We start from the raw sequence: 23,051 nt of genomic DNA, 5'->3' as shown, positions 1-23,051 counted from the left end.
CCGCGTCCGGGTGCTGCCCGGGCCGGGCCGGCCGGCCTGCCCCGCCCGCGTCGCTCACGGCCGCGCGCCTGATCGGGGCGCGGCCGTGTCACGACCTGTCCGTCACCCCTCGCGGGGCGGGGCCGTCGAGTCGCGGGCCATCAGTTCCGCCGCGATCGTCGCGATACCGCCCGGCGGTGGCGCTTCCTTGCCCATGGCCAGGCGGCCGGCCCTCGCGCCCGCCGCGAAGAGGGGGAGACGGACCGTCGTGAGCGCGGGGACGGCGTCCACGGAGAAGGGGAGGTCGTCGAAGCCCGCGACGGAGATGTCCTGCGGTATCCGCAGGCCCTGGTCCCGCAGCGCCGCGCACGCGCCCAGTGCGACGGTGTCGTTCGCGGCGACGATCGCGGTCAGGTCTGGTTTCCTGCGCAGGAGTTCGAGGGTGGCGTCGTAGCCGGAACGGCGGTCGTACGGGCCGTGGACCGTCAGCCGTTCCCGCTCCGCGGCGTCCCCGCAGAGCCCTGCCGCCGCCATCGCCGTCCGGTGGCCCTCCAGCCGGTGGCGGGTCGTGGTGCGTTCCACGGGGCCGGCGACGTAGCCGATGCGCCGGTGTCCGAGCGTGATCAGGTGTTCGGTGAGCCGCCGGCCGCCGCCGCGGTTGTCGAAGGCGAGCGCGGCGGCGACCGCGTCACTGCCGGGCAGCGGGGGGCGGCCGCACAGCACGATCCGTGTCCCCGCGTCCGCGAGCCTGGCGAGCTTCGCGGTCATGGCAGCCGTGTGGCCGGGGTCCTCCAGTGCGCCGCCGGTGAGGACGACGGCCGCAGCCCGCTGGCGCTGCAGCAGGGTGAGGTAGGTGAGTTCGCGTTCGGGTGAGCCGCCGGTGTTGCAGACGACGGCGAGCTTCTCGCCGCCTGCCCGACCCGTTCCCTCCTGCCCACCGATCTCGGTCTGCGCCGCTCCGGCCATGATCCCGAAGAAGGGGTCGGCGATGTCGTTGACGAGGATGCCGACGAGGTCGGACGTCGCGGCGGCGAGCGAACTCGCGGGACCGTTGAGGACGTAGTCGAGTTCGTCCACCGCGCGCAGCACCCGTTCGCGTGTCGACACGGCGACCGGATAGTTGCCGTTCAGTACGCGGGAGACGGTCGCCGGGGACACCCGGGCGCGGGCCGCCACATCCGCCAGGGTGACTGTCATCGCTTTCCTCCGTGGGAGCTGGAGCGGCCCCTTGTCCGGGCCGCTGTCGGCAGGCTAGCTTCATATCGCCTAGAAAGCGCTTGCTACGTTCAGGTCGAGGGAACGCGGAAGAACCGGGATGAAGGACGGGGAGGCACTTCGTGACACGCAGAACCGTGCGGATCGCCTTGAACGGCGTCACCGGTCGGATGGGGTACCGCCAGCACCTGGTGCGCTCCCTCCTCGCCATCCGCGAACAGAGTGGTCTCGACCTCGGCGGCGGCGAAGTGCTCTGGCCCGAGCCGGTGCTCGTCGGCAGGCGTGAACACGCGCTGCGTGAGATTGCCGAGCAGCACGGACTGACCGAGTTCTCGACCGATGACGACGCCGTCCTCGCTGACGAGAGCATCGACATCTACTTCGACGCGCAGGTCACCTCCGCCCGCTTCGAGTCCCTGAAGAAGGCCATCGCGGCGGGCAAGCACGTCTACACCGAGAAGCCGACCGCAACCGATCTCGCCGGTGCCCTCGAGCTGGCCCGCCTCGCCGAGAGCAGGGGCATCAAGCACGGCGTCGTCCAGGACAAGATCTTCCTGCCGGGCCTGCTGAAGCTGAAGCGCCTCATCGAGGGCGGTTTCTTCGGCCGGATCCTGTCCGTGCGCGGCGAGTTCGGCTATTGGGTCTTCGAGGGCGACTGGCAGGAGGCGCAGCGGCCGAGCTGGAACTACCGGACACAGGACGGCGGCGGGATCACCGTCGACATGTTCCCGCACTGGGAGTACGTGCTGCACGAGCTGTTCGGCCGGGTCACTTCCGTCAACGCGCACATCGCCACGCACGTCCCTCAGCGGTGGGACGAGCAGGGCAGGCCGTACGCGGCGACCGCCGACGACGCCGCGTACGGCATCTTCCAGCTGGAGGGCGGCGCGGTCGCCCAGATCAACTCCTCCTGGACGGTACGGGTCAATCGCGACGAACTCGTCGAGTTCCAGGTCGACGGCACGCACGGCTCGGCCGTCGCCGGCCTGCGCAACTGCAGGGCCCAGCACCGCTCCGCCACCCCGAAGCCGGTGTGGAACCCGGACTTGCCGGTCACCGAGTCCTTCCGCGACCAGTGGCAGGAGATTCCCGACAACACCGAGTTCGACAACGGATTCAAGGTCCAGTGGGAGCTGTTCCTGCGCCATGTCGCCCTCGACGAGCCGTACCACTGGGACCTGCTGGCGGGTGCGCGCGGTGTGCAGCTCGCCGAGCTCGGCCTGCGCAGCTCCGCCGAAGGCCGCCGCTTCGACGTGCCGGAGCTGACGCTGTGACGATCCAACTGCCGCGCCCGGACGGTAGCTTGGCGGCGTACGAGCCACGCACCGAGCCCCTGACCTTCACGTCCGGTGCCCCTCTCGCCTCCCGTACGGTCTTCTCCGCCGCCCACGTGGTGGCCGACCCGTACGCCGACACCAGCCCCGACTCTCCCCCTGGCTTCGCCGGGGGGAACCCCAGCGCCGTCGACTGGGAGGCCACCCTCGCCTTCCGCCGCCACCTGTGGTCGCACGGGCTCGGCGTGGCGGAGGCCATGGACACCGCACAGCGCGGCATGGGCCTGGACTGGGAGAGCGCGGCCGAGCTGATCCGGCGCTCCGCGGCGGAGGCGAAGGCGGTCGGCGGCACGGTCGCCTGCGGGGTGGGCACGGACCAGCTGACCGCACCGGCCTCCCTCGCCGAGGTCCGCGACGCCTACGAGCAGCAGCTCGCGCTCGTCGAGTCCACCGGCGCACAGGCGATCCTGATGGCCTCCCGCGCCCTCGCCGCGGCGGCGACCGCGGCCGACGACTACCTCACGGTCTACGAGCACCTGCTGCGGCAGGCGTCCGAGCCGGTGATCCTGCATTGGCTGGGCCCGATGTTCGACCCGGCCCTGGCAGGCTACTGGGGCAGCACGGATCCGGACGCGGCCACCGAGTCGTTCCTGGCGGTGATCGCCGCCCACCCGGACAAGGTGGACGGCGTCAAGGTGTCGCTGCTGGACGCGGGACGGGAGATCGCCCTGCGCCGCCGACTGCCGCAGCGCGTGCGCTGTTACACGGGCGACGACTTCAACTACCCCGAACTGATCGCCGGCGACGAGTGCGGCTTCAGCCACGCCCTGCTCGGCATCTTCGACCCGCTCGGTCCGCTGGCGGCGGAGGCGGTGCGCGTCCTGGACACGGGCGACACGGAAGGCTTCCGCAAGCTCCTCGACCCCACGGTCGAGCTGTCCCGCCACCTGTTCCAGCCGCCGGCCCGCTTCTACAAGACGGGTGTGGTGTTCCTCGCCTGGCTGGCCGGCCACCAGTCGCACTTCTCGATGGTGGGCGGCCTCCAGTCGGCGCGCTCCCTGCCCCACCTCGCCCGGGCGTACGAACTGGCCGACGGCCTGGGCCTGTTCCCGGATCCGGCACTCGCCCGGTCCCGCATGCGGTCCCTGCTCGACGTTTATGGAGTCCCCCGGTGAGCCCTGACCTGAGTCGCTTCAGCATCAACCAGATGACGGTCAAGCAGCTGAGCCTGCCCGAACTGACCGAGGCGTGCGTCCGGCTCGGCGTCCCTGCCGTGGGCCTGTGGCGCGAACCGGTCGCCGAGTACGGGCTGGACGCCACGGCCAAGCTCGTACGGGACGCGGGGCTCGCGGTCACCTCCCTGTGCCGCGGCGGTTTCCTCACCGCGACCGATCCGGCGGAGCGTGCCCGCGCCCTGGACGACAACCGGGCCGCGATCGACGAGGCGGCGGTCCTGGGCACGGACACGCTGGTCATGGTCTCGGGCGGCCTCCCGCCGGGCAGCCGCGATCTGACCGCGGCCCGCGAACGCATCGCGGACGCGCTGTCCGTGCTGGCCCCCTACGCCGGCGAACGCGGCGTCCGTCTCGCCATCGAGCCCCTGCACCCGATGTTCGCGTCCGACCGCTGCGTGGTCCCGACGCTCGACCAGGCCCTCGACCTGGCGGAACGCTTCCCGGCAGACCAGGTGGGCGTGGTCGTGGACACGTACCACATCTGGTGGGACGACCGGGCACCGGCGGCCGTGGCACGCGCGGGAGCCGCGGGCCGGATTCACTGCTTCCAACTCGCAGACTGGACCACCCCGTTGCCTGCGGGCGTACTCAACGGCCGAGGTCAGCTCGGCGACGGCGCGATCGACCTGCGCGCGTGGCGGGAGAGGGTGGAGGCGGCGGGCTGGGCGAGGCCCATTGAGGTGGAGCTGTTCAACGACGGGCTGTGGGCGAGGGACGGGGTGGAGGTACTGGCGGAGACCGTGGAGAGGTTCGTCGACTGCGCGGGGTGACCACCGGGGTGCCGGCCGCACACTGAAGCTCGTCGCCGGCCTCACCTCCCGCCGCGTCGGCGAACGCCCCCTGCATGGCGAGGACAGTGCGCCGGTCCGGGCCGCGACCGGAAGCACCGATGCCGCACCGAACGCGCGGTGACGCCGACGCCGCAGATGCATCGCACGGGGCAGAAGACCAGACCGGCCGACCGGCACCGGAAGCCCATGGCCGGAACCGGGCGGAAAACATGGCGAGAACTACTCCCCGCAATCGTGCAACCAACTTTGGGTGACCGGAGTCGTATGTGTCGTCAGGGCTCCGGGGGAGCGCCTCCGGGGGGAGGGCGCCGAGCCTTGACGGGAGGGGGAGCGCAGGGGCCCGGTCGTCGATCGGGCCCCCTTTCTCCTTCCTGAGTGACGCCGGGGCCCGGAGCGACCCTGGTTGTCCACAGGCCGTCCGCGTTGTCGGACCGTGGCGATAACGTCGGGTCATGTCCAATCCGGCCGTCTTCCGACCCGCCGTGCTCGAGGGCGTCCTCGAGCGGATCACGTATGCCAACGAGGACAACGGCTACACCGTGGCGCGTGTCGACACCGGGCGCGGCGGTGACCTGCTCACCGTCGTCGGCTCGCTGCTGGGTGCGCAGGTGGGCGAGTCGCTGCGGATGGAGGGCCGTTGGGGCTCCCACCCGCAGTACGGCAAGCAGTTCACCGTGGAGAACTACACGACCGTGCTGCCGGCCACGATCCAGGGCATACGCCGCTATCTCGGATCAGGTCTGATCAAGGGCATCGGACCGAAGATCGCCGAGCGGATCGTCGACCACTTCGGCACGGACACCCTCGACGTCATCGAGCAGGAGCCGAAGCGGCTCATCGAGGTGCCCGGACTCGGACCGAAGCGGACGAAGATGATCGGCGCGGCCTGGGAGGAGCAGAAGGCCATCAAGGAGGTCATGGTCTTCCTCCAGGGCGTGGGCGTGTCGACGTCCATCGCGGTGCGGATCTACAAGAAGTACGAGGACGCCTCGATCTCGGTCGTGAAGAACCAGCCGTACCGCCTGGCGGCCGACGTGTGGGGCATCGGTTTCCTGACCGCCGACCGGATCGCGCAAGCGGTCGGGATACCCCATGACAGCCCGGAGCGGGTCAAGGCCGGGCTGCAGTACGCGCTGTCGCAGTCGACCGACCAGGGACACTGCTTCCTGCCGGAGGAGCAGCTGATCGCGGACGCGGTGAAGCTGCTCCAGGTCGACACCGGCCTTGTCATCGAGTGCCTCGCCGAGCTCGCGGCCGACGAGGAGGGGGTCGTGCGGGAGCGCGTGCCGGCGCCGGACGGGGGAGAGCCAGTGACGGCCGTGTATCTGGTCCCCTTCCACCGCGCGGAGTTGTCCCTCGCCGGGCAGGTGCGGCGGTTGCTGGCGGCCGGGGAAGACCGGATGGCGGGCTTCCAGGACGTGGACTGGGACAAGGCGCTGGCCTGGCTCGTGGAGCGTACGGGCGCGAAGTTGGCACCGGAGCAACAGGCGGCGGTGAAGCTGGCCCTGACCAGCAAGGTTGCCGTGCTGACCGGCGGGCCCGGCTGCGGCAAGTCGTTCACCGTCCGCTCCGTGGTGGAGCTGGCGCGGGCGAAGAAGGCCAAGGTGGTGCTTGCGGCGCCGACCGGGCGGGCCGCCAAGCGCCTCGCCGAGCTGACCGGCGCAGAGGCGTCGACCGTGCACCGGCTGCTGGAGCTGAAGCCCGGCGGCGACGCGGCGTACGACAGGGACCGGCCGCTGGACGCGGACCTGGTTGTCGTCGACGAGGCGTCGATGCTCGACCTGCTGCTGGCGAACAAGCTGGTCAAGGCCGTGGCACCGGGCGCGCACCTGCTGATGGTGGGGGACGTCGACCAGTTGCCGAGTGTGGGCGCCGGCGAGGTGCTGCGGGATCTGCTCGCCGAAGGCGGCCCCGTTCCGAATGTGAGGCTCACCCGGATCTTCCGGCAGGCGCAGCAGTCCGGCGTCGTCACCAACGCCCACCGGATCAACTCCGGACTGCAGCCCATCACCACGGGGCTCCCGGACTTCTTCCTGTTCGTGGCGGAGGAGACGGAGGACGCCGGACGGCTCACCGTCGACGTGGCGGCACGCCGTGTCCCGGCCAGGTTCGGCCTCGATCCGCGCCGCGATGTGCAGGTGCTGGCGCCGATGCACCGTGGCCCGGCCGGTGCGGGGACGCTCAACGGGCTGCTCCAGCAGGCAATCACCCCGGCCCGGCCGGATCTCGCCGAGAAGCGGTTCGGCGGCCGGGTCTTCCGCGTCGGCGACAAGGTCACTCAGATCCGCAACAATTATGACAAGGGGCGCAACGGCGTCTTCAACGGCACGGTGGGCGTCGTCACCGCGCTCAGCACGGACGACCAGCGGCTCACCGTCCTGACCGACGAGGACGAAGAGATCGCGTACGACTTCGACGAACTGGACGAGCTGGCGCATGCGTACGCGGTGACGATCCACCGCTCCCAGGGCAGCGAATACCCGGCGGTGGTGGTCCCGGTCACCATGGGAGCCTGGATGATGCTCCAGCGGAACCTGCTCTACACCGCCGTGACCCGGGCGAAGCGGCTCGTGGTGCTCGTCGGGTCCCGCAAGGCGATAGGCCAGGCGGTCCGAACCGTCTCCGCGGGCAGGCGCTGCACGGCTCTCGCGCACCGGCTCGCCGTGTGACCGCTGCCCGTCGCTGCCGCTCGGCGGGGTGACGGTTCGGGTTCCCCGGGGCGTGGGAAACACCACCTCGACCCCACCTCGGCTTCCAGAACCGGGGCGAAGGGGGCAAGATGAGCAGGTTGGCGGCACTGAGTGCCGCCGATAGGCCCAATGGTCGACCCCGAGTGCACTCTCCTGAGCCAAATGGGGGATGGTAGAGACAGTCAGGGCACCTCGAAGAAGAGGCACTACGTCGGTGAGGGATGACGTGAGCGACAACTCTGTAGTACTGCGGTACGCGGACGGTGAATACACCTACCCGGTGGTCGAGAGCACCGTCGGCGACAAGGGCTTCGACATCGGGAAGCTCCGAGCCCAGACCGGTCTGGTCACCCTGGACAGCGGATACGGCAACACCGCCGCCTATAAATCCGCCATCACCTACCTCGACGGCGAGCAGGGCATTCTGCGCTACCGCGGCTACCCGATCGAGCAGCTGGCCGAGCGCTCCACCTTCCTCGAGGTGGCCTCCCTGCTGATCAACGGCGAACTGCCGACCGTCGACGAGCTGGCGTCCTTCAAGGGTGAGATCACGCAGCACACGCTGCTGCACGAGGACGTCAAGCGCTTCTTCCAGGGGTTCCCGCGCGACGCCCACCCGATGGCCATGCTGTCCTCCGTGGTCAGCGCGCTGTCGACGTTCTACCAGGACAGTCACAACCCGTTCGACGAGAAGCAGCGCCATCTTTCGACGATCCGGCTGCTCGCCAAGCTGCCGACGATCGCGGCCTATGCCTATAAGAAGTCGATCGGCCACCCCTTCGTGTACCCGCGCAACGACCTCGGGTACGTCGAGAACTTCCTCCGCATGACCTTCTCGGTCCCGGCCCAGGAGTACGAGCTCGACCCGGTCGTGGTCTCCGCGCTCGACAAGCTGCTGATCCTGCACGCGGACCACGAGCAGAACTGTTCCACCTCCACCGTGCGCCTGGTCGGCTCCTCGCAGGCGAACATGTTCGCCTCGATCTCCGCCGGCATCAGCGCCCTGTGGGGCCCGCTGCACGGTGGTGCCAACCAGTCGGTGCTGGAGATGCTCGAGGGCATCCAGGCAGGCGGCGGCGATGTCGACTCCTTCATCCGCAAGGTGAAGAACAAGGAGGACGGCGTCCGTCTGATGGGCTTCGGCCACCGGGTCTACAAGAGCTTCGACCCGCGCGCCAAGATCATCAAGGCGGCGGCGCACAATGTCCTCTCGGCACTCGGCAAGTCCGACGAGCTGCTCGACATCGCGCTGAAGCTCGAGGAGCACGCGCTCTCCGACGACTACTTCGTATCGCGCAACCTTTACCCGAATGTGGACTTCTACACGGGTCTGATCTACCGCGCGATGGGCTTCCCGACCGAGATGTTCACCGTGCTGTTCGCGCTCGGCCGGCTGCCCGGCTGGATCGCCCAGTGGCACGAGATGATCAAGGAGCCGGGCTCCCGTATCGGCCGCCCGCGCCAGATCTACACCGGCGAGGTCCTGCGCGACTTCGTCCCGGTCGAGGCCCGCTGACCCCCTACCGTCCGGGCCGGGGCCGCTGAACCCCGCACCGTACGGGCCGGGGCCGGTGCGGCCCCGGACCCCGGAACAGCGGAAAGCGCCCCGCTGCCGATCCCCCCACGGGTCGGCGGGCGGGGCGCTTCCCATTTCCCCGACAGCGGATTCCCCCCACGGGATCCGGCCGGGCGTCTGCTGAGGCAGAAGCTCCTCACGCGGTATGCCGGGGTACGTACGTACGGGAGGGCCGCTCAAAGCTCCCCGGTGCACGTGCCCCGGCCAACGCTTGCCTGGGACGTCCCCCAAGACATCCCATGAACGTCCCCCAAGACGTTCTCGGCATCGCCCACTTAGACTCGCTGCGAGCCTGAATGGTTACCCCCAAATATCTGTGATCTAGGTCTCCTTGTGAAGGTCTTGTGACCTGTTTGTAGTCACGAGAAGGAGTGTAAGTGCAGGCTGTTGAACACCACAAAACGGATGAAAAGGTCGCGGCGAACCCGGTGATCATGGGTTTGAGCAGGCCGGATGCCGCCAGAGGCGGTGCGGCAACGTTGTAGCCAAGGCCCAGTAAAGATTGCCTTTGATGGTGGCCGGAGTCCGCCTGGCGAGACGGATGACGACCGCTGCGAGGTGCAGATCACCCCTCACGAGGGTGAGGCCCCCGCCTCGATCGCCACATCCGTACCGGTACCCATCGCCGGTCCCGGATCCGCGGTCGCTGTCGCCGCCGCGTCGCCGTCGCCGACCATCGCCTCGGTGCGGCCCTCCGCCTGCAGTCGTGCGACGACCTCGACCGTCTGCTCGGGTGTGACCCCCGCGTTCACCCTCCACACGGGCCTGAGTCAACGACCACGCATCCGTGGTCCTGCCCGTCGGTAGCGCCGGAGGGAGCCCGGGCGCCCGGAGGCCCCGTACGGCCTCGGCGCCGGTGTCCTTGACCGCGTCGGCCACGGTGAGGGCGCCGGGGTCTTGCCGTTCCGCGCGGCGAACACGGCCGTGCGGCCCTTCGCAGCGGCTGGGTCCGTCTCATGGGGGAGGTCGGGCCCAGCGGCGGGCTCGGGCGGCTGCTCGGCCGTGCACCAGGCCCTCGCGATGGCCGCGATCAGGTCGGCGGCCTCGGGGCGCCGGGTAGGAGATGTGCGCCTTCGGCGGTCGCGTGGTTTCCCGTGGCCGAGATGCCGTCCGTGCGGTTCGGCTTCCTCTCGGCGCGAGCCCCGCAGGAGGCGCAGGTCATTGCGCCGATGGTGAGCTCCACCTCGAACGTCTCCGTGTTCGGGACACCGGCCGGCCGGGCCGTACCCCACCGGTGGCCGACCGCTCGGGGACGGCCCGGGCCCGGGCGTGGTCCCGGGCGTCCCGGGTGCGGGTCAGGCCTTGCCTGCCAGCTCGTAACCGGCCTCGTCGACGGCCGAGCGCACCGCTTCGTCGTCCAGCGGAGCCTCGGAGACCACGGTCACCTGGCCGGTGGCGGCGACGGCGGTCACCGAGGTGACCCCGGGGAGCGCGGAGATCTCGCCGCTGACAGCGCCCTCGCAGTGGCCGCAGGTCATGCCGGTGACCCGGTAGACGGTGGTCACGCCGCCCTGGGGGGCGGCGGCGGAGTCGTGGCAGGAGCCGGTGGGGGAGCAGCAGGAGCCTGCCGCCCGGGTGTCCTCGATCTCGATGCCGGTCTTCGTCTCGGCGGTCATGGCGTTCTCCTCTTCGAGGGCTTCGGCGCGTACGTGGATACGGACATGGCGAGCCGGCGGTGCGGACGGCGCCGCTTCCTCCTGCCCCGTGAAACACTATACCCCTAGGGGGTATAAATCCCGGCACCCGGGCCGCAGAAAAGGGGCTGCAGATAGCGGAACATGATCGCCTTCAACTCGTTCGTGTACGCCATGCGCTCCGCTCCCTCGTGGGCGAGGATCAGGTCGAGTCCGGCCTTGAAGACGGCGAACGTCATGGTCGACACCCGGTGGACCTCCGTGGCGGAGCTGTCCGGGAGGGAGTCGGTGAGGATCTCCTCGATCCTCTCGAGCAGGCCCGCGTGGACGGTGTCGAACTCCTGGGTGATGCGTCCGGGGATGTCGGGTCCGTGCATCAGGACGGCGAAGGCCGGGTTCTCCTCGTTGAAGGTGATCAGTGGGTCGAGCACGGCTTCGAGGAGCTGTTCGAGCGGGAGATCCAGATTCGCCGCGGTCAGCGCCGCGCCGTGGGAGTCGCGCCACTGGTGCAGGAGTCGGTCGCCCAACTCGATCGCGATGGCCTCCTTGTTGGGGAAGAACTGGTAGAGCGTGCCGGGCGAGACGCCGGCCTCGCGGGCGATCGCATTGGTGCTGGCCGCGGTGTAGCCGGTGGTGCAGAAGACATTGGCCGCGGCGTCGAGGAGTTGGGTGATGCGCCGTTCGCCGCGGGCCTGGCGGCGACGCGGCCTGGCGTCCGGTGACTCCGTCTCCGGTGTGTTCGCGGGCTCCGGCTTGGTCTGCTCCGGCACGTGAAATCCCCAGCTTCCTGGCACGGTTGACAAACACGAGCAGGCACTCGCATTCTTGGTGAATGCGAGTGATCACTCGTGTTTGCCAGTCTATGGCAATGGTCGACCCATGCTGCCTGCCGGGAAGCCTGCGCACGGGTCAGGGTGAAGGGGACACCGCAGCATGTCCGAAGTCAACAGCCCGCCCCGCGCCGCGAGCGCCTCGCCGGGAGGCGGTCCGCCCGGCGGCGACAGCCCGGCGTCCGGTGGGAAGGAGCACCGCCGCGGGGGCCCGTCCGGCGAGGGCGCGTCGCGTGTCGGGGGATGGACCGGCTTCGTCACGGCGCGGCCCCGTCTCGCCCTGCTGGCCGCGCTGGTCCTGACCGCGCTCGCCGTCTTCGCCGGCAGTGGAGTGGCCGACCGCATGGGCAGCGGCGGCTGGGAGGATCCCGCCGCCGAATCGACGTATGCGACCGAGGCCATGGAGCGGGCCTTCCCCGCCTCGCAGCCGAATCTGCTGCTCCTCGTCGACGCCGGTCGGGCCGGTGTGGACGACCCGGCGGTCGCCGCGAAGGCCGCCCGCCTCGCGAAGCGCCTCTCAGCGGAGGGCGGCGTCACGGGCGTCGGCTCGTACTGGCAGACCAAGACGCCCGCCCTGCGCTCGGAAGACGGGCGGCACGCGCTGATCGCGGCCCGTATCGAGGGCGACGAGAAGACAGCGGCCGAGGTGCTGGACCGGATCGCGCCCACCTTCCGGGGGGAGCACGGCCCGGTGGAGGTGTCGGTCGGAGGACCGGTCGCCGTGCAGCACGAAATGACGACGATCATCCAGGAGGACCTGCTCCGTGCCGAGCTGATCGCCCTGCCGGTGACGCTGGTGCTGCTGGTCATGGTCTTCGGCAGCGCGGTCGCAGCGCTCCTGCCGCTCGGCGTCGGCATCGTCGCCATTCTGGGGACGAACGCGGTACTGCGCGGCATCACCGAATTCGCCGACGTCTCCGTCTTCGCCCAGAACCTCACCACCGCACTCGGGCTGGGACTCGCCATCGACTACGCGCTGTTCATCGTGCGCCGCTTCAGGGAGGAACTGGCAGGCGGTGCCGAGGTGCGTGACGCGGTGGGCGCGACGCTGCGCACCGCGGGACGCACGGTCCTCTTCTCCGCCCTGACGGTGGCTGTGTCACTCGCGGCCATGCTGGTCTTCCCCCAGTACTTCCTCCGTTCCTTCGCCTACGCAGGGATCGCGGTCGTGCTGCTCGCCGCGGCTGCCGCGCTGATCCTGCTGCCCGCCGCGCTGATGATCCTGGGCCACCGGGTCAACGCCCTGGACCTGCGGCGCCTCTTCCGCCGGGGGCGAGGCGACGCCACCGCCGCCGCGTCCGGGGCCCCGGGCCAGGCAGAGGAAGGCGGCGCCGGATGGGGGCGGTTCGCCGGGCTGGTGATGCGCCGGGCGCCTCTGTTCGCCTTCGCCACCGTCATCGGCCTGGTGCTGCTCGGACTCCCGTTCCTGGGCGTCAAGTTCGGTACGCCCGACGACCGTCAGCTGCCGAGCACCGCCGAGTCCCACATCGTCCAGCAGGAGATACGGGACGGCTTCCCCGGCAGTCCCACCGGCGGCCTCGAGGTCTTCGCCGAGCCGGCCGCGGGTGCGGCCTCGGGACCGACACCCGCGCAGTACGCGCAGTACCGCGACCGGATCACCGTCCTCCCGGGCGTCCTGAGGGTCGACGGCCCCGTCACCGCGGGCACCTCGGCGTACTTCACGGTGCTGCCCGAGGGGGAGGCCGTCGGTGAGCAGGCGCAGCGGCTCGTCCATGAACTGCGCGACGTCTCCGCCCCGTTCGACACGTCGGTGACGGGCAGGGCAGCGGTCCTGGAGGACTCCAAGGCCGCCATAGCCGACCGGCTGCCCCTCGCGCTGGGGATCATCGCCGTGGTGACCCTGCTGCTGGTCTTCCTGCTGACGGGAAGCGTGCTCATCCCCGTCCAGGCCGTCGTGCTCAACGCGCTCAGCCTGACGGCGATGTTCGGAGCCGTCGTCTGGGTTTTCCAGGACGGCAACTTGTCGGAGCTGCTGTCCTTCACCTCCACCGGTGACATCGAGACGACCCTTCCGGTGCTGATGTTCTGCATCGCCTTCGGACTCTCCATGGACTACGGGGTGTTCCTGCTGTCCCGGATCAAGGAGGAGCACGACCGCACCGGCGACCACGAGCACGCCGTACGGTTCGGGCTCCAGCGCACCGGCGGGCTGATCACCGCCGCCGCCGTGATCCTCGCTGTGGTGATGATCGCCATCGGCATGTCCCGGGTGACCAACACCAAGATGCTCGGCCTCGGGATCGCGCTCGCCGTCCTGATGGACGCCATGGTGGTGCGCAGCCTGCTGGTCCCCGCGGTGATGAAGCTGACCGGGGCCGCGACCTGGTGGGCACCGCGGCCGCTGCGCCGCTTCCACGATCGGTTCGGCCTGAGCGAGGGCGAGATATCGCCGAAGTCAAGGCAGCCGGAGGAGACGGCCGATGGCGCTGCGGCGGCCGCCGAAGAGCGGGACGGCGTGAAGGTCTGACGGACGGTGTCCCGCAGTGCACGGCCGGCCCCGCAGCCGTCACCGGTGCGGGGCCGCCGCTGTCATCCTGCGCCGGCGCTCACTCCCTACGGCCCCGGTTCCCGGGCCGGTTGGCCACCCAGATGCGGATCGTCTCCGCGTACCAGAACGGCTTGCCGGACTCCACATGGTCCGGTGGCGGCAGAAAACCGTGCTTGCGGTACGAGCGGACGGTGTCCGGCTGCACCCTGATGTGCGCGGCGATGTCCTTGTAGGACCAGAGCCTTTTGTTCGTCATGTGTGGCACCTCCCTGCGCGCGCAGCAGAGGCGGTGGGTATGCCGTCGGGGGAGCTGCCGCGCGGACGCTGGCGATCACTGAGCCTTTGCTCGCCCAACGACATGGAGTGGCTCCAGGAGGCCGCCTGTTGAGCACCTGTGACGTAATGCCCGCGTAATGGAGACATGTGTGATGCGACGACGACATCAGTGACAGATGCGATGCATTACGTCAGACGCCGCAGGAGCGCAGAAAACCGCGCGTTCGTTCGGCGATCGGAAGGGGCTTGTCCGGCGGGCAGGGATACATGTCCTGCTCGACGATGGCGAAGAGCTCGACCCCCAGGGACTGTGCGGCGGTCAGTACGGGTTCGAGCGCGGGCACGCCGGCCGGCGGCTCGCACATCACACCCCGGCCCACCGCGGGTCCGAAGGGAACCTCGTCGGCGACGACTTGGGCGAGGATCTGCGGATCGACCTGCTTGAGATGGAGGTAACCGATCCGCTCCCCGTAGGTCTCGATGAGCTTGACGCTGTCGCCGCCGCAGTAGGCGTAGTGACCGGTGTCCAGGCAGAGCGAGACGCGGTCGGGGTCGGTGGCGTCGAGGAAGCGGGTGACGTTCTCCTCGGTGTCGATATGGGTGTCCGCGTGGGGGTGGACGACGATCTCCAGGCCGTAGCGCTCGCGCACCTCGTGGCCGAGCCGCTCGGTCTGCTGCGTCAGGTGGCGCCATTGCTCCTGGGTGAGCGTGCGGTCCTCGAGCACCCGTCCCGTCTTGTCGTCGCGCCAGAAGGAGGGGATGACGACCAGGTGGGAGGCGCCCATCGCCTGGGTCAGCGCCGCGATGTCGGAGACATGCGCCCATGTCTCGTCCCACACCGCGGGGCCGTGGTGCAGGCCGGTGAAGACGGTGCCGGCCGAGACGTCGAGACCGCGCCGCGAGGTCTCCTCCGCCAGACGGAACGGGTCGGTCGGCAGATAGCCGTAGGGGCCGAGCTCGATCCACTCGTAACCGGCGTGTGCGACCTCGTCGAGGAAGCGCTGCCAGGGGACCTGCCGGGGATCGTCGGGGAACCACACCCCCCAGGAGTCGGGGGCCGAGCCGACCCGGATGCGGTTCAGGGCGGGTACGGATGAGGTCATGCCGGTCAGCTTTCCGGCCGCCGGAGAAAGGTGTCAAGGCTTGGTCCGAATGTAAGGACAAAATGTTGACAGGGTTCGCCGGGGAGGGCTAGACCTGGAGTCAGCCGGCACCGGCGGGTTCGAACCGAAGGGACGCGCATGCCTCAGCCGTATGACGTGATCACGATGGGCCGGATCGGGGTCGACCTCTATCCGCTGCGTGCCGGGGTCCCGTTGGCGCAGGTCGAGACCTTCGGGAAGTTTCTCGGCGGTTCGGCGACGAACGTCGCCGTGGCCGCCGCCAGGCTGGGCAGACGGACCGCCGTGATCACCCGGACGGGGCGCGACGCCTTCGGTGACTATCTGCACCAGGCGCTGGGGGAGTTCGGCGTCGACGACCGCTGGGTGACCCCGGTGGACGCGTACCCGACGCCGGTCGCCTTCTGCGAGATCTTTCCGCCGGACGACTTCCCCCTCTACTTCTACCGGCTGCCGAAGGCGCCCGATCTCGAGATCCGGGAAAGTGAGTTGGAACTGGAGCCGATCCGCGAGGCCCGGGTCTTCTGGATGACCGGTACGGGGCTGTGCGCGGAGCCGAGCCGGTCGGCGACCCTCGCGGCGCTGGCCCATCGGGCCAGGTCGGGGATCACCGTGTTCGACCTCGACTGGCGGCCGATGTTCTGGCCGGATCCGCAGGAGGCAAGGGCCTACTACGCCCAGGCCCTGACCCATGTGACCGTCGCGGTGGGCAACCTGGAGGAGTGCGAGGTCGCCACGGGCGAGCGTGAGCCGCACGCCGCCGCCCGGGCCCTGCTGGCGGCCGGGGTCGAGCTCGCGGTCGTCAAGCAGGGCCCCAAGGGAGTGCTCGCGCTGCACCGGGACGGCACCCAGGCAGAGGTGCCACCCGTACCGGTCGACGTCGTCAACGGCCTCGGTGCAGGGGATGCGTTCGGGGGGGCGCTGTGCGACGGGCTGCTCGCCGGACGGGAGTTGGAGCCGACGATGCGGTTCGCCAACGCGGCGGGAGCGATCGTGGCGTCGCGGCTCGCCTGCTCGACGGCGATGCCGTACGCGAAAGAGGTGGAGATGGTCCTCGCGGGCGGCCCGCTCCCACCGGACCCGAGCGCGCCCCCGGACCCGGCCGCGCCCCCCGACACCGCGCGAAGCGCGGTTGCGGGCCCTGGGGGTCCCTCCGCGCCGCCAGGCGCAGGGGGAGGAGCCCGGTTCGGAGAAGGGACGGGCAGAGGTGCGGCCCCATGCCCGCCGACAGCGGAGCCCGCTTCCGACGATGCGCGCGGGGAGCCGTCGTGAGCCGGGTCGACATCACCACGCTCGTCGGGATCCGGGCCCGCCGTCCCGAAGCGGTCGCCGAGGCGGCCGTGCGCAGACGGCGCCGGCCCCGGCTGGTCGGCGACAGCGGACGGCTGCTGATCATCGCCGCGGACCACCCCGCACGCGGTGCCCTCGCCGTCGGCGACCGCCGTCTCGCCATGGCCAACCGCCTCGATCTCCTGGAGCGGCTCTGCCTCGCCCTGTCCCGCCCCGGTGTCGACGGCGTCCTCGCCACCGCCGACATCCTCGACGACCTGCTGCTCCTCGGCGCCCTCGATGACAAGGTCGTCATGGGCTCCATGAACCGCGGAGGACTCGCCGGCGCCGCCTTCGAGCTCGACGACAGGTTCACCGGTCACCGCGCACGCGACCTCGAGCGGCTCTGTTTCGACGCGGGCAAACTGCTGCTGCGCATCGACTACGACGATCCGGCCTCCCTCGACACGCTGGCGGCCGCCGCCCGCGCGGTCGACGAGATGGCCGAGTGTCAGCTTCCCGTCTTCATAGAGCCGTTCATCTGTCACCGCACCGACGGCCGGCTCCGCAACGATCTCAGCGCCGAAGCCGTCACCCGTTCCATCGCCATCGCCTCCGGACTGGCCGGCACGTCCGCGTACACCTGGCTGAAGGTGCCCGTCACCGACGACCCCGACGACATGCGGACGGTGATGGAAACCTCCACCCTCCCTGCGGTGCTGCTCGGCGGCGACATAGGGGACGACCAGGACCGCGCCTACGAGAAGTGGCGCGGAGCGCTGCAACTGCCCACGGTCCAGGGACTGGTGGTCGGACGCTCATTGCTCTATCCGCTCGACGGCGATGTCGCGGGCGCAGTCGACACGGCCGTCGGGCTGCTCTAGGGGATACGGACGACGCATGGAAGACAACGACAAGCCGCAGGGTCTCCACCTTCCCGCGGGCAGCGCCGCGAGCGCTCCGTACGCCTTGAGCATCAGCCCCGGGCGGGCCGGCTGGGGCTACTCCGCCTTGCGGGTGCTCGAGCTGGAGCCGGGCGGCTCGCATCCGCTGACAGCCGGCGACAGCGAGTGGATCGTGCTGCCGCTCACCGGCGGTTGCACCGTGCACACGCAAGGCGAGATCTTTGAACTGCAGGGGCGGGAGAGCGTGTTCGACACAGTGAGCGACTTCGCCTATGTGCCGCGCGACGCCCATGCCCAGATCGCCTCCGGCGCGGGAGGCCGCTTCGCCCTGGCAGGAGCGAGGTGCGAGCGCCGACTCCCCGCTCGCTACGGCCCCGCGCCGGAGGTACCCGTCGAGGCTCGCGGCAGCGGCATCCATTCCCGCGAGGTGCACAACTTCGCCGCCGCCGGCGCCTTCGAGTGCGACCGGCTGATCGCCGTCGAGGTGCTCACCCCCGGTGGCAACTGGTCCTCCTACCCGCCGCACAAACACGACGAGCACCGCCCCGGCGAGGAGAGCGAACTCGAGGAGATCTACTACTTCGAGATCGACCGCGGCGGCCTCGGCTACCAGCGCATCTCCCCGTCCCGCCCGGGCGGCGCCGACCTCCTCGCCGAGGTCCGCACCGGCGACGCCGTCCTCGTGCCCGACGGCTGGCACGGTCCGTCCATCGCGGAGCCGGGCCACACCATGTACTACCTCAATGTGATGGCGGGCCCCGGCGCCGAGCGCGAGTGGCTGATCCGCTTCCACCCCGACCACACGGAGGGCTACCGGTGACCACCCCACGACAGGCCGGCTCGGCGCCGACGGGATCCCGGCGGCTGACCACGGCCCAGGCCCTCGTCGCGTTCCTCTCCCGCCAGTACACCGAGCGCGACGGCCGGCGCCACCGACTGATCGGCGCCACCTGGGGCATCTTCGGCCACGGCAATGTGGCGGGCGTCGGCCAGGCACTTCTGGAATCCGCCGAGGACATGCCCTATCTCCAGGGCCGCAACGAACAGGCCATGGTGCACGCGGCCGTCGGTTACGCCCGCCAGTCCCGGCGGCTGGCCGCCCACGCCGTCACCACCTCCATCGGCCCCGGGGCGACCAACCTGGTCACCGGCGCCGCCCTCGCCACGATCAACCACCTCCCCGTCCTGCTGCTCCCCGGCGACACCTTCGCCACCCGCCCCGCCGACCCCGTTCTCCAGCAGCTCGAAGTGCCGTACGCCGGCGATGTGTCGGTGAACGACTGTCTGCGCCCCGTCTCCCGCTGGTTCGACCGGATCACCCGCCCCGAAGCACTCGTTCCGGCCGCGCTCCAGGCGATGCGCGTCCTCGCCGACCCGGCGCAGACCGGCGCGGTCACGCTCGCGCTCCCGCAGGACGTGCAGGCGGAGGCGTACGACTGGCCGGAGGACTTCTTCGCCGAGCGCACCTGGCAGATCCCCCGGGCGCGCCCCGACGCCCGTGCGACGGCGCAGGCCGCAGCCGCCCTGCGGGCAGCCCGCCGCCCCCTGCTCGTCGCCGGCGGCGGAGTCCACCACTCGGAGGCGCAGGACGCGTTGCGGGCCTTCGCCGACGCGACCGGTGTCCCGGTCGCCTCCACCCAGGCCGGCAAGGGATCGCTGCCGTACGACCACCCCTGCGACATCGGCGGCATCGGCCACACGGGCACCGCCACGGCCGACGACCTGGCACGCAGCGCGGACCTGGTGATCGGCGTCGGCACCCGCTGGTCCGACTTCACCACCGCTTCCTCGACCCTCTTCCAGGGCGAGCAGGTCCGCTTCGTCAACATCAACGTCACCGCGTTCGACGCCCACAAGATGTCCGGTCTCTCCCTCGTCGCCGACGCCCGCGCCGCGCTCCAGGAGTTCACGGCAGCCGTCGAGGGCCATCAGGTCGGCGCCGCGTACTCAGCGGAGTACGGCGAGGCAAAGGCGGCCTGGGAGCGGCGGGTGACCGCTGCCTTCACCGCCCCGGACCCCGAGGTGCCCCCCACCCAGCCGCAGGTCCTCGGCGCACTGGACTCCCTGGTGACGCCCGACGACATCCTGATCAACGCCGCCGGCTCCCTCCCCGGCGATCTGCACAAACTCTGGCGCGCCAGGTCGGTCGACCAGTACCACGTCGAGTACGGCTACTCCTGCATGGGCTACGAGATCCCGGCCGCCATCGGCGTCTCCCTGGCCGCCCCCGGCCGTCCCGTGTGGGCCCTCGTCGGCGACGGCACGTACCTGATGAACCCCACCGAGATCGTCACCGCCGTCCAGGAGGGCGTGCCGATCAAAATGGTGCTCCTGCAGAACCACGGCTACGCCTCCATCGGCGGCCTCTCCGAGTCGGTGGGCTCCGAGCGCTTCGGCACCGCCTACCGGCACCGGACCGCCGAGGGCACCTTCACGGGTGCCCCGCTGCCCGTCGATCTCGCGGCCAACGCCGAGTCCCTCGGCATGCGGGTCCTCCGCGCCCGCAGCGTGCGTGACCTGCGGGAAGCACTGGCGGAGGCCCGCGCCGCGGACGGACCCACATGTGTCTACGTCGAGACCGAAACGGCAGACACTGTGTCGGGCGCGCCCGGAGCACAGGCGTGGTGGGATGTTCCAGTGGCCGAGACCGCGACTCGCCCGTCGGCGGTCAAGGCCCGGGAGGAGTACGACAGGCAGGCCGCAACCCGACGCCGCCATCTCTGAAGGAGCATTTCGTCATGACGAAGACCGTCAACCACTGGATCGGTGGCAAGACCGTCGAAGGGGCGTCGGGTAACTGGGGCCCGGTCACGGACCCGGCGACGGGAGCCGTCACCACGCGCGTCGCCCTCGCCTCCGTCGACGAGGTCGGCGCGGCCGTGGCCGCGGCGCGGGAGGCGTACGCGACCTGGTCCACGTCCTCGCTCGCGCAGCGCACCGCGGTCCTGTTCCGCTACCGCGCCCTGCTGGACGCGCGCCGCGACGACATCGCGGCCCTGATCACCGCCGAGCACGGCAAGGTGCACTCCGACGCACTCGGCGAGGTCGCCCGCGGCCTGGAGATCGTCGAACTCGCCTGCGGCATCACCACCCAGCTCAAGGGCGAGCTGTCCACCCAGGTCTCCAACCGGGTCGACGTCGCCGCGATCCGTCAGCCGCTGGGCGTCGTCGCCGGCATCACCCCGTTCAACTTCCCGGCGATGGTGCCGATGTGGATGTTCCCGCTGGCCATCGCCTGCGGCAACACCTTCGTCCTCAAGCCGAGCGAGAAGGACCCGTCCGCCGCCAACCTCCTCGCGGAGCTGGCCGCGGAGGCCGGTCTGCCCGACGGCGTGCTCAATGTGGTCCACGGCGACAAGGTCGCCGTGGACGCGCTGCTCGAGCACCCGGACGTCGCCGCGGTCTCGTTCGTCGGCTCGACCCCCATCGCCCGCTACATCCACACCACCGCCTCCGCCAACGGCAAGCGGGTCCAGGCGCTCGGCGGTGCGAAGAACCACATGCTGGTCCTGCCCGACGCCGACCTCGACGCCGCCGCCGACGCGGCCGTCTCCGCTGCGTACGGCTCGGCGGGCGAGCGCTGCATGGCGATCTCCGCGGTCGTCGCGGTCGGCTCCGTCGCCGACGAGCTGGTGGAGAAGATCCGCGAGCGCGCCGAGAAGATCAAGATCGGCCCGGGCAACGACCCCACGTCCGAGATGGGCCCGCTGATCACCGCCGCCCACCGCGACAAGGTCGCCTCCTACGTCAGCGGCGCGGCCGCCCAGGGCGCGGACGTGGTCCTCGACGGCACCGGGTACACCGTCGACGGCTTCGAGGACGGCCACTGGATCGGCCTCTCCCTCCTCGACAAGGTCTCCACCGACTCCGACGCCTACCGCGACGAGATCTTCGGCCCGGTGCTGTGCGTGCTGCGGGCGGAGACGTACGAGGACGGCGTGGCACTGATCAACGCCTCGCCGTTCGGCAACGGCACCGCCATCTTCACCCGTGACGGCGGTGCGGCGCGCCGCTTCCAGCTGGAGATCGAGGCCGGCATGGTCGGTGTGAACGTGCCGATCCCCGTGCCGGTGGGCTACCACTCCTTCGGTGGCTGGAAGGACTCGCTCTTCGGCGACCACCACATCTACGGCAACGACGGTGTGCACTTCTACACCCGGGGCAAGGTCGTCACCACCCGCTGGCACGACCCCGCCGACGCCCCGGTGGGCGTGGACCTGGGCTTCCCCCGCAACCACTGACGCGTGAGGCGGTGCGCGGCCGTCGGGCCGCCACCGCGCGCGATTGCCCGAGGGGCCCCGCACCCGCCGGACACGGCGGATGCGGGGCCCCTCGGGCGTCGGCTCCCTCGGGGGAGCCCCGGTATCGGCTAGAACAGCGAGTGCAGCAGCCTGTTCGGCGAACCGGTCATCGGGCTTTGGACCTTGCCCGGTGTCGCGTTGTTCACCAGGGCGTCCCGGACCTGCGCCGGGGTGGCCGTCGGGTGTGCCGAGAGGTAGAGCGCGGCCACGCCCGCGGTGTGCGGGGTCGCCATCGACGTGCCCGAGATGGTGCTGGTGGCGGTGTCGTTGTCCTTCCAGGCCGAGGTGATGTCCACGCCCGGCGCGAACAGGTCCAGGCACGTGCCGTAGTTGGAGAACGACGCGCGGCGGTCCGTGCGGTCCGTCGCGCCGACCGTGATCGCCTCCGGGACACGGGCGGGCGAGTAGTTGCACGCGTTCGCCGGGATGCCCAGGAGCGGCAGGCCGTTGCCGGCCGCGACGGAGTAGCTGACGCCGGAGGCGATCGACTTCTTCACGGCGTTGTCCAGCGACGCGCTGGCGCTGCCGCCGAGGCTCATGTTGGCCACGGCGGGCTTCTGTGCGTTGGCGGTGACCCAGTCGACGCCCGCGATGACACCGGCGGTGGTGCCGGAGCCGTTGCAGTCGAGGACCCGTACGGCGATGAGGTTGACGGCCTTGGCGACGCCGTAGTTCTTCCCGCCGACGGTGCCCGCCACATGTGTGCCGTGGCCCTGGCAGTCCTGGCCGTTCTGGCCGCCGCCCACCGTGTCGGTGCCGACGCGCGCCCGTCCGCCGAACTCGCCGTGCGACGTGCGGATGCCGGTGTCGATGATGTAGGCGTTCACGTTCGACGCCGACGTGTTGTAGGTGTACGTCTTCGACAGCGGCAGATCGCGCTGGTCGACGCGGTCGATGCCCCAGGTGGCGTTCGCCTGGCTGTCGTTCAGCCGGACCGTCGAGTTCTGCTCGACGTAGGCGACCCTCGGGTCGGCCGCGATCTCCTTCGCCTTGGCGGCCGGTATCGCGGCGGAGAAGCCGGAGAGAACGTTGCTGTAGGTGTGCTTCGGAGTGACGCCGAGATCTGCGGCGCGGGTCGTGCCGTCCTTGAGAACGACGATCCAGCTGTTGGGGATGGCAGTTGCAGTGGGAGCGAGACGAAGATCGCCGATGATCGCGCTGTGCGCGGTGGGGGAGACGGCGAACTGGAGACCGGTCGCGGCGGCGACTGCTGATATCAGCGCCCCGGCGCGACGGGCAGTGGCTCTCATCTCGTGCACCTGACCTTTCGTTGACCGGTTGTTACGGGCAAGTACGGGCGTGCATGGTGCCAGGACGTGCGGATACCAGGGCCAGAGCCCCGTTATGTGACCTGCGCCACAGGAGGGCGACTGATGAGTAACTGGCCGGATAAGTACCCCTGCTGAGCAGGTTTCAGGGAGTGTGGATCTTGTGTGCCTCCTGTCA

At 70.4% G+C, this 23,051-nt stretch carries 17 protein-coding genes and 1 pseudogene; 11 read left to right on the top strand and 7 right to left on the bottom strand.

Annotated features, from left to right (window positions below):
• Positions 1-102: 102 nt before the first annotated feature.
• Positions 103-1,176, bottom strand: coding sequence for a LacI family DNA-binding transcriptional regulator (locus IE198_RS05870; protein ID WP_189883350.1), 1,074 nt, complete (start codon positions 1,174-1,176; stop codon positions 103-105).
• Between the two features lie 140 nt (positions 1,177-1,316).
• On the opposite strand from IE198_RS05870, the gene IE198_RS05865 reads away from it, so the two are divergent.
• The 5 genes from IE198_RS05865 to IE198_RS05845 all read left to right on the top strand — a co-directional run bounded on the left by IE198_RS05865 (position 1,317) and on the right by IE198_RS05845 (position 8,700).
• Positions 1,317-2,468 (top strand): Gfo/Idh/MocA family protein, encoded by a 1,152-nt coding sequence (locus IE198_RS05865; RefSeq protein WP_189883347.1) that lies wholly within the window; start codon positions 1,317-1,319, stop codon positions 2,466-2,468.
• Positions 2,465-3,643 carry a dihydrodipicolinate synthase family protein gene (locus IE198_RS05860; RefSeq protein ID WP_189883344.1) on the top strand — a complete coding sequence of 393 codons (1,179 nt, stop codon included), beginning with the start codon at positions 2,465-2,467 and terminating at the stop codon, positions 3,641-3,643. The genes IE198_RS05865 and IE198_RS05860 overlap by 4 nt, the downstream gene beginning before the upstream one ends.
• A gap of 32 nt (positions 3,644-3,675) precedes the next feature.
• A complete protein-coding gene (locus tag IE198_RS05855; RefSeq protein ID WP_189883702.1) occupies positions 3,676-4,473 on the top strand; it encodes a sugar phosphate isomerase/epimerase family protein in 798 nt (265 codons plus the stop codon).
• A gap of 473 nt (positions 4,474-4,946) precedes the next feature.
• Positions 4,947-7,163, top strand: a complete 2,217-nt coding sequence (recD2, locus tag IE198_RS05850) for an SF1B family DNA helicase RecD2 (protein ID WP_189883341.1) — start codon at positions 4,947-4,949, stop codon at positions 7,161-7,163.
• 247 nt (positions 7,164-7,410) lie between these two features.
• Positions 7,411-8,700 carry a citrate synthase gene (locus IE198_RS05845; RefSeq protein WP_189883338.1) on the top strand — a complete coding sequence of 430 codons (1,290 nt, stop codon included), beginning with the start codon at positions 7,411-7,413 and terminating at the stop codon, positions 8,698-8,700.
• 419 nt (positions 8,701-9,119) lie between these two features.
• Here IE198_RS05845 and IE198_RS34975 read toward each other — a convergent pair.
• The 3 genes and pseudogenes from IE198_RS34975 to IE198_RS05830 form a co-directional block, all read right to left on the bottom strand.
• A pseudogene (locus IE198_RS34975) lies at positions 9,120-9,728 on the bottom strand (heavy metal translocating P-type ATPase); the annotation flags it as partial.
• Between the two features lie 327 nt (positions 9,729-10,055).
• Positions 10,056-10,376 carry a heavy-metal-associated domain-containing protein gene (locus tag IE198_RS05835; protein ID WP_189883332.1) on the bottom strand — a complete coding sequence of 107 codons (321 nt, stop codon included), beginning with the start codon at positions 10,374-10,376 and terminating at the stop codon, positions 10,056-10,058.
• A 104-nt stretch (positions 10,377-10,480) separates the two neighbouring features.
• Positions 10,481-11,164, bottom strand: a complete 684-nt coding sequence (locus tag IE198_RS05830; protein ID WP_229833761.1) for a TetR/AcrR family transcriptional regulator — start codon at positions 11,162-11,164, stop codon at positions 10,481-10,483.
• Between the two features lie 163 nt (positions 11,165-11,327).
• Here IE198_RS05830 and IE198_RS05825 point away from each other — a divergent pair, with 163 nt between their 5' ends.
• Positions 11,328-13,712 (top strand): MMPL family transporter, encoded by a 2,385-nt coding sequence (locus IE198_RS05825; protein ID WP_189883327.1) that lies wholly within the window; start codon positions 11,328-11,330, stop codon positions 13,710-13,712.
• Between the two features lie 79 nt (positions 13,713-13,791).
• On the opposite strand, the gene IE198_RS05820 is transcribed toward IE198_RS05825, so the two are convergent.
• Both IE198_RS05820 and IE198_RS05815 read right to left on the bottom strand, forming a co-directional pair.
• The gene (locus IE198_RS05820) at positions 13,792-13,989 is read right to left on the bottom strand and encodes a helix-turn-helix transcriptional regulator (protein WP_189883324.1); all 198 of its coding nucleotides are present in this window, start codon (positions 13,987-13,989) and stop codon (positions 13,792-13,794) included.
• Between the two features lie 211 nt (positions 13,990-14,200).
• Complete coding sequence (locus IE198_RS05815) at positions 14,201-15,112, bottom strand: sugar phosphate isomerase/epimerase family protein (RefSeq protein WP_189883321.1); 912 nt, start codon at positions 15,110-15,112, stop codon at positions 14,201-14,203.
• 138 nt (positions 15,113-15,250) lie between these two features.
• On the opposite strand from IE198_RS05815, the gene iolC reads away from it, so the two are divergent.
• From iolC to mmsA, 5 genes are read left to right on the top strand one after another with little or no spacing between them, the layout of a single operon-like run.
• Positions 15,251-16,402: a 5-dehydro-2-deoxygluconokinase gene (gene iolC / locus IE198_RS05810; protein WP_189883318.1), complete on the top strand. Its 1,152-nt coding sequence runs from the start codon at positions 15,251-15,253 to the stop codon at positions 16,400-16,402.
• Positions 16,399-17,283, top strand: coding sequence for a Cgl0159 family (beta/alpha)8-fold protein (locus tag IE198_RS05805; protein WP_444545422.1), 885 nt, complete (start codon positions 16,399-16,401; stop codon positions 17,281-17,283). The genes iolC and IE198_RS05805 overlap by 4 nt, the downstream gene beginning before the upstream one ends.
• Before the next feature lie 16 nt (positions 17,284-17,299).
• Positions 17,300-18,124 (top strand): 5-deoxy-glucuronate isomerase, encoded by an 825-nt coding sequence (gene iolB, locus IE198_RS05800; RefSeq protein WP_189883311.1) that lies wholly within the window; start codon positions 17,300-17,302, stop codon positions 18,122-18,124.
• Positions 18,121-20,028, top strand: coding sequence for a 3D-(3,5/4)-trihydroxycyclohexane-1,2-dione acylhydrolase (decyclizing) (gene iolD / locus IE198_RS05795; RefSeq protein WP_229833760.1), 1,908 nt, complete (start codon positions 18,121-18,123; stop codon positions 20,026-20,028). Before iolB ends, iolD begins: the two co-directional genes overlap by 4 nt.
• A 14-nt stretch (positions 20,029-20,042) precedes the next feature.
• On the top strand, positions 20,043-21,545 hold the full coding sequence (mmsA, locus tag IE198_RS05790) for a CoA-acylating methylmalonate-semialdehyde dehydrogenase (protein WP_189883306.1): 1,503 nt from the start codon (positions 20,043-20,045) through the stop codon (positions 21,543-21,545).
• 128 nt (positions 21,546-21,673) lie between these two features.
• Here mmsA and IE198_RS05785 read toward each other — a convergent pair whose 3' ends face one another.
• Complete coding sequence (locus IE198_RS05785; protein ID WP_189883303.1) at positions 21,674-22,864, bottom strand: S8 family peptidase; 1,191 nt, start codon at positions 22,862-22,864, stop codon at positions 21,674-21,676.
• Between the last annotated feature and the right edge of the window lie 187 nt (positions 22,865-23,051).

The sequence above is a fragment of the Streptomyces xantholiticus genome, from assembly GCF_014651015.1.
Classification (GTDB): domain Bacteria; phylum Actinomycetota; class Actinomycetes; order Streptomycetales; family Streptomycetaceae; genus Streptomyces; species Streptomyces xantholiticus.
This window is presented reverse-complemented; position numbering and strand designations above follow the sequence as displayed.

Bases quoted from the DNA above. Each gene is read 5' to 3' on its own strand.
- IE198_RS05870 (WP_189883350.1), bottom strand. From the start codon at position 1,176: ATGACAGTCACCCTGGCGGATGTGGCGGCCCGCGCCCGGGTGTCCCCG.
- IE198_RS05855 (WP_189883702.1), top strand. From the start codon at position 3,676: ATGACGGTCAAGCAGCTGAGCCTGCCCGAACTGACCGAGGCGTGCGTC.
- recD2 (WP_189883341.1), top strand. From the start codon at position 4,947: ATGTCCAATCCGGCCGTCTTCCGACCCGCCGTGCTCGAGGGCGTCCTC.
- IE198_RS05835 (WP_189883332.1), bottom strand. From the start codon at position 10,376: ATGACCGCCGAGACGAAGACCGGCATCGAGATCGAGGACACCCGGGCG.
- IE198_RS05825 (WP_189883327.1), top strand. From the start codon at position 11,328: ATGTCCGAAGTCAACAGCCCGCCCCGCGCCGCGAGCGCCTCGCCGGGA.
- IE198_RS05820 (WP_189883324.1), bottom strand. From the start codon at position 13,989: ATGACGAACAAAAGGCTCTGGTCCTACAAGGACATCGCCGCGCACATC.
- IE198_RS05815 (WP_189883321.1), bottom strand. From the start codon at position 15,112: ATGACCTCATCCGTACCCGCCCTGAACCGCATCCGGGTCGGCTCGGCC.
- iolC (WP_189883318.1), top strand. From the start codon at position 15,251: ATGCCTCAGCCGTATGACGTGATCACGATGGGCCGGATCGGGGTCGAC.
- iolB (WP_189883311.1), top strand. From the start codon at position 17,300: ATGGAAGACAACGACAAGCCGCAGGGTCTCCACCTTCCCGCGGGCAGC.
- mmsA (WP_189883306.1), top strand. From the start codon at position 20,043: ATGACGAAGACCGTCAACCACTGGATCGGTGGCAAGACCGTCGAAGGG.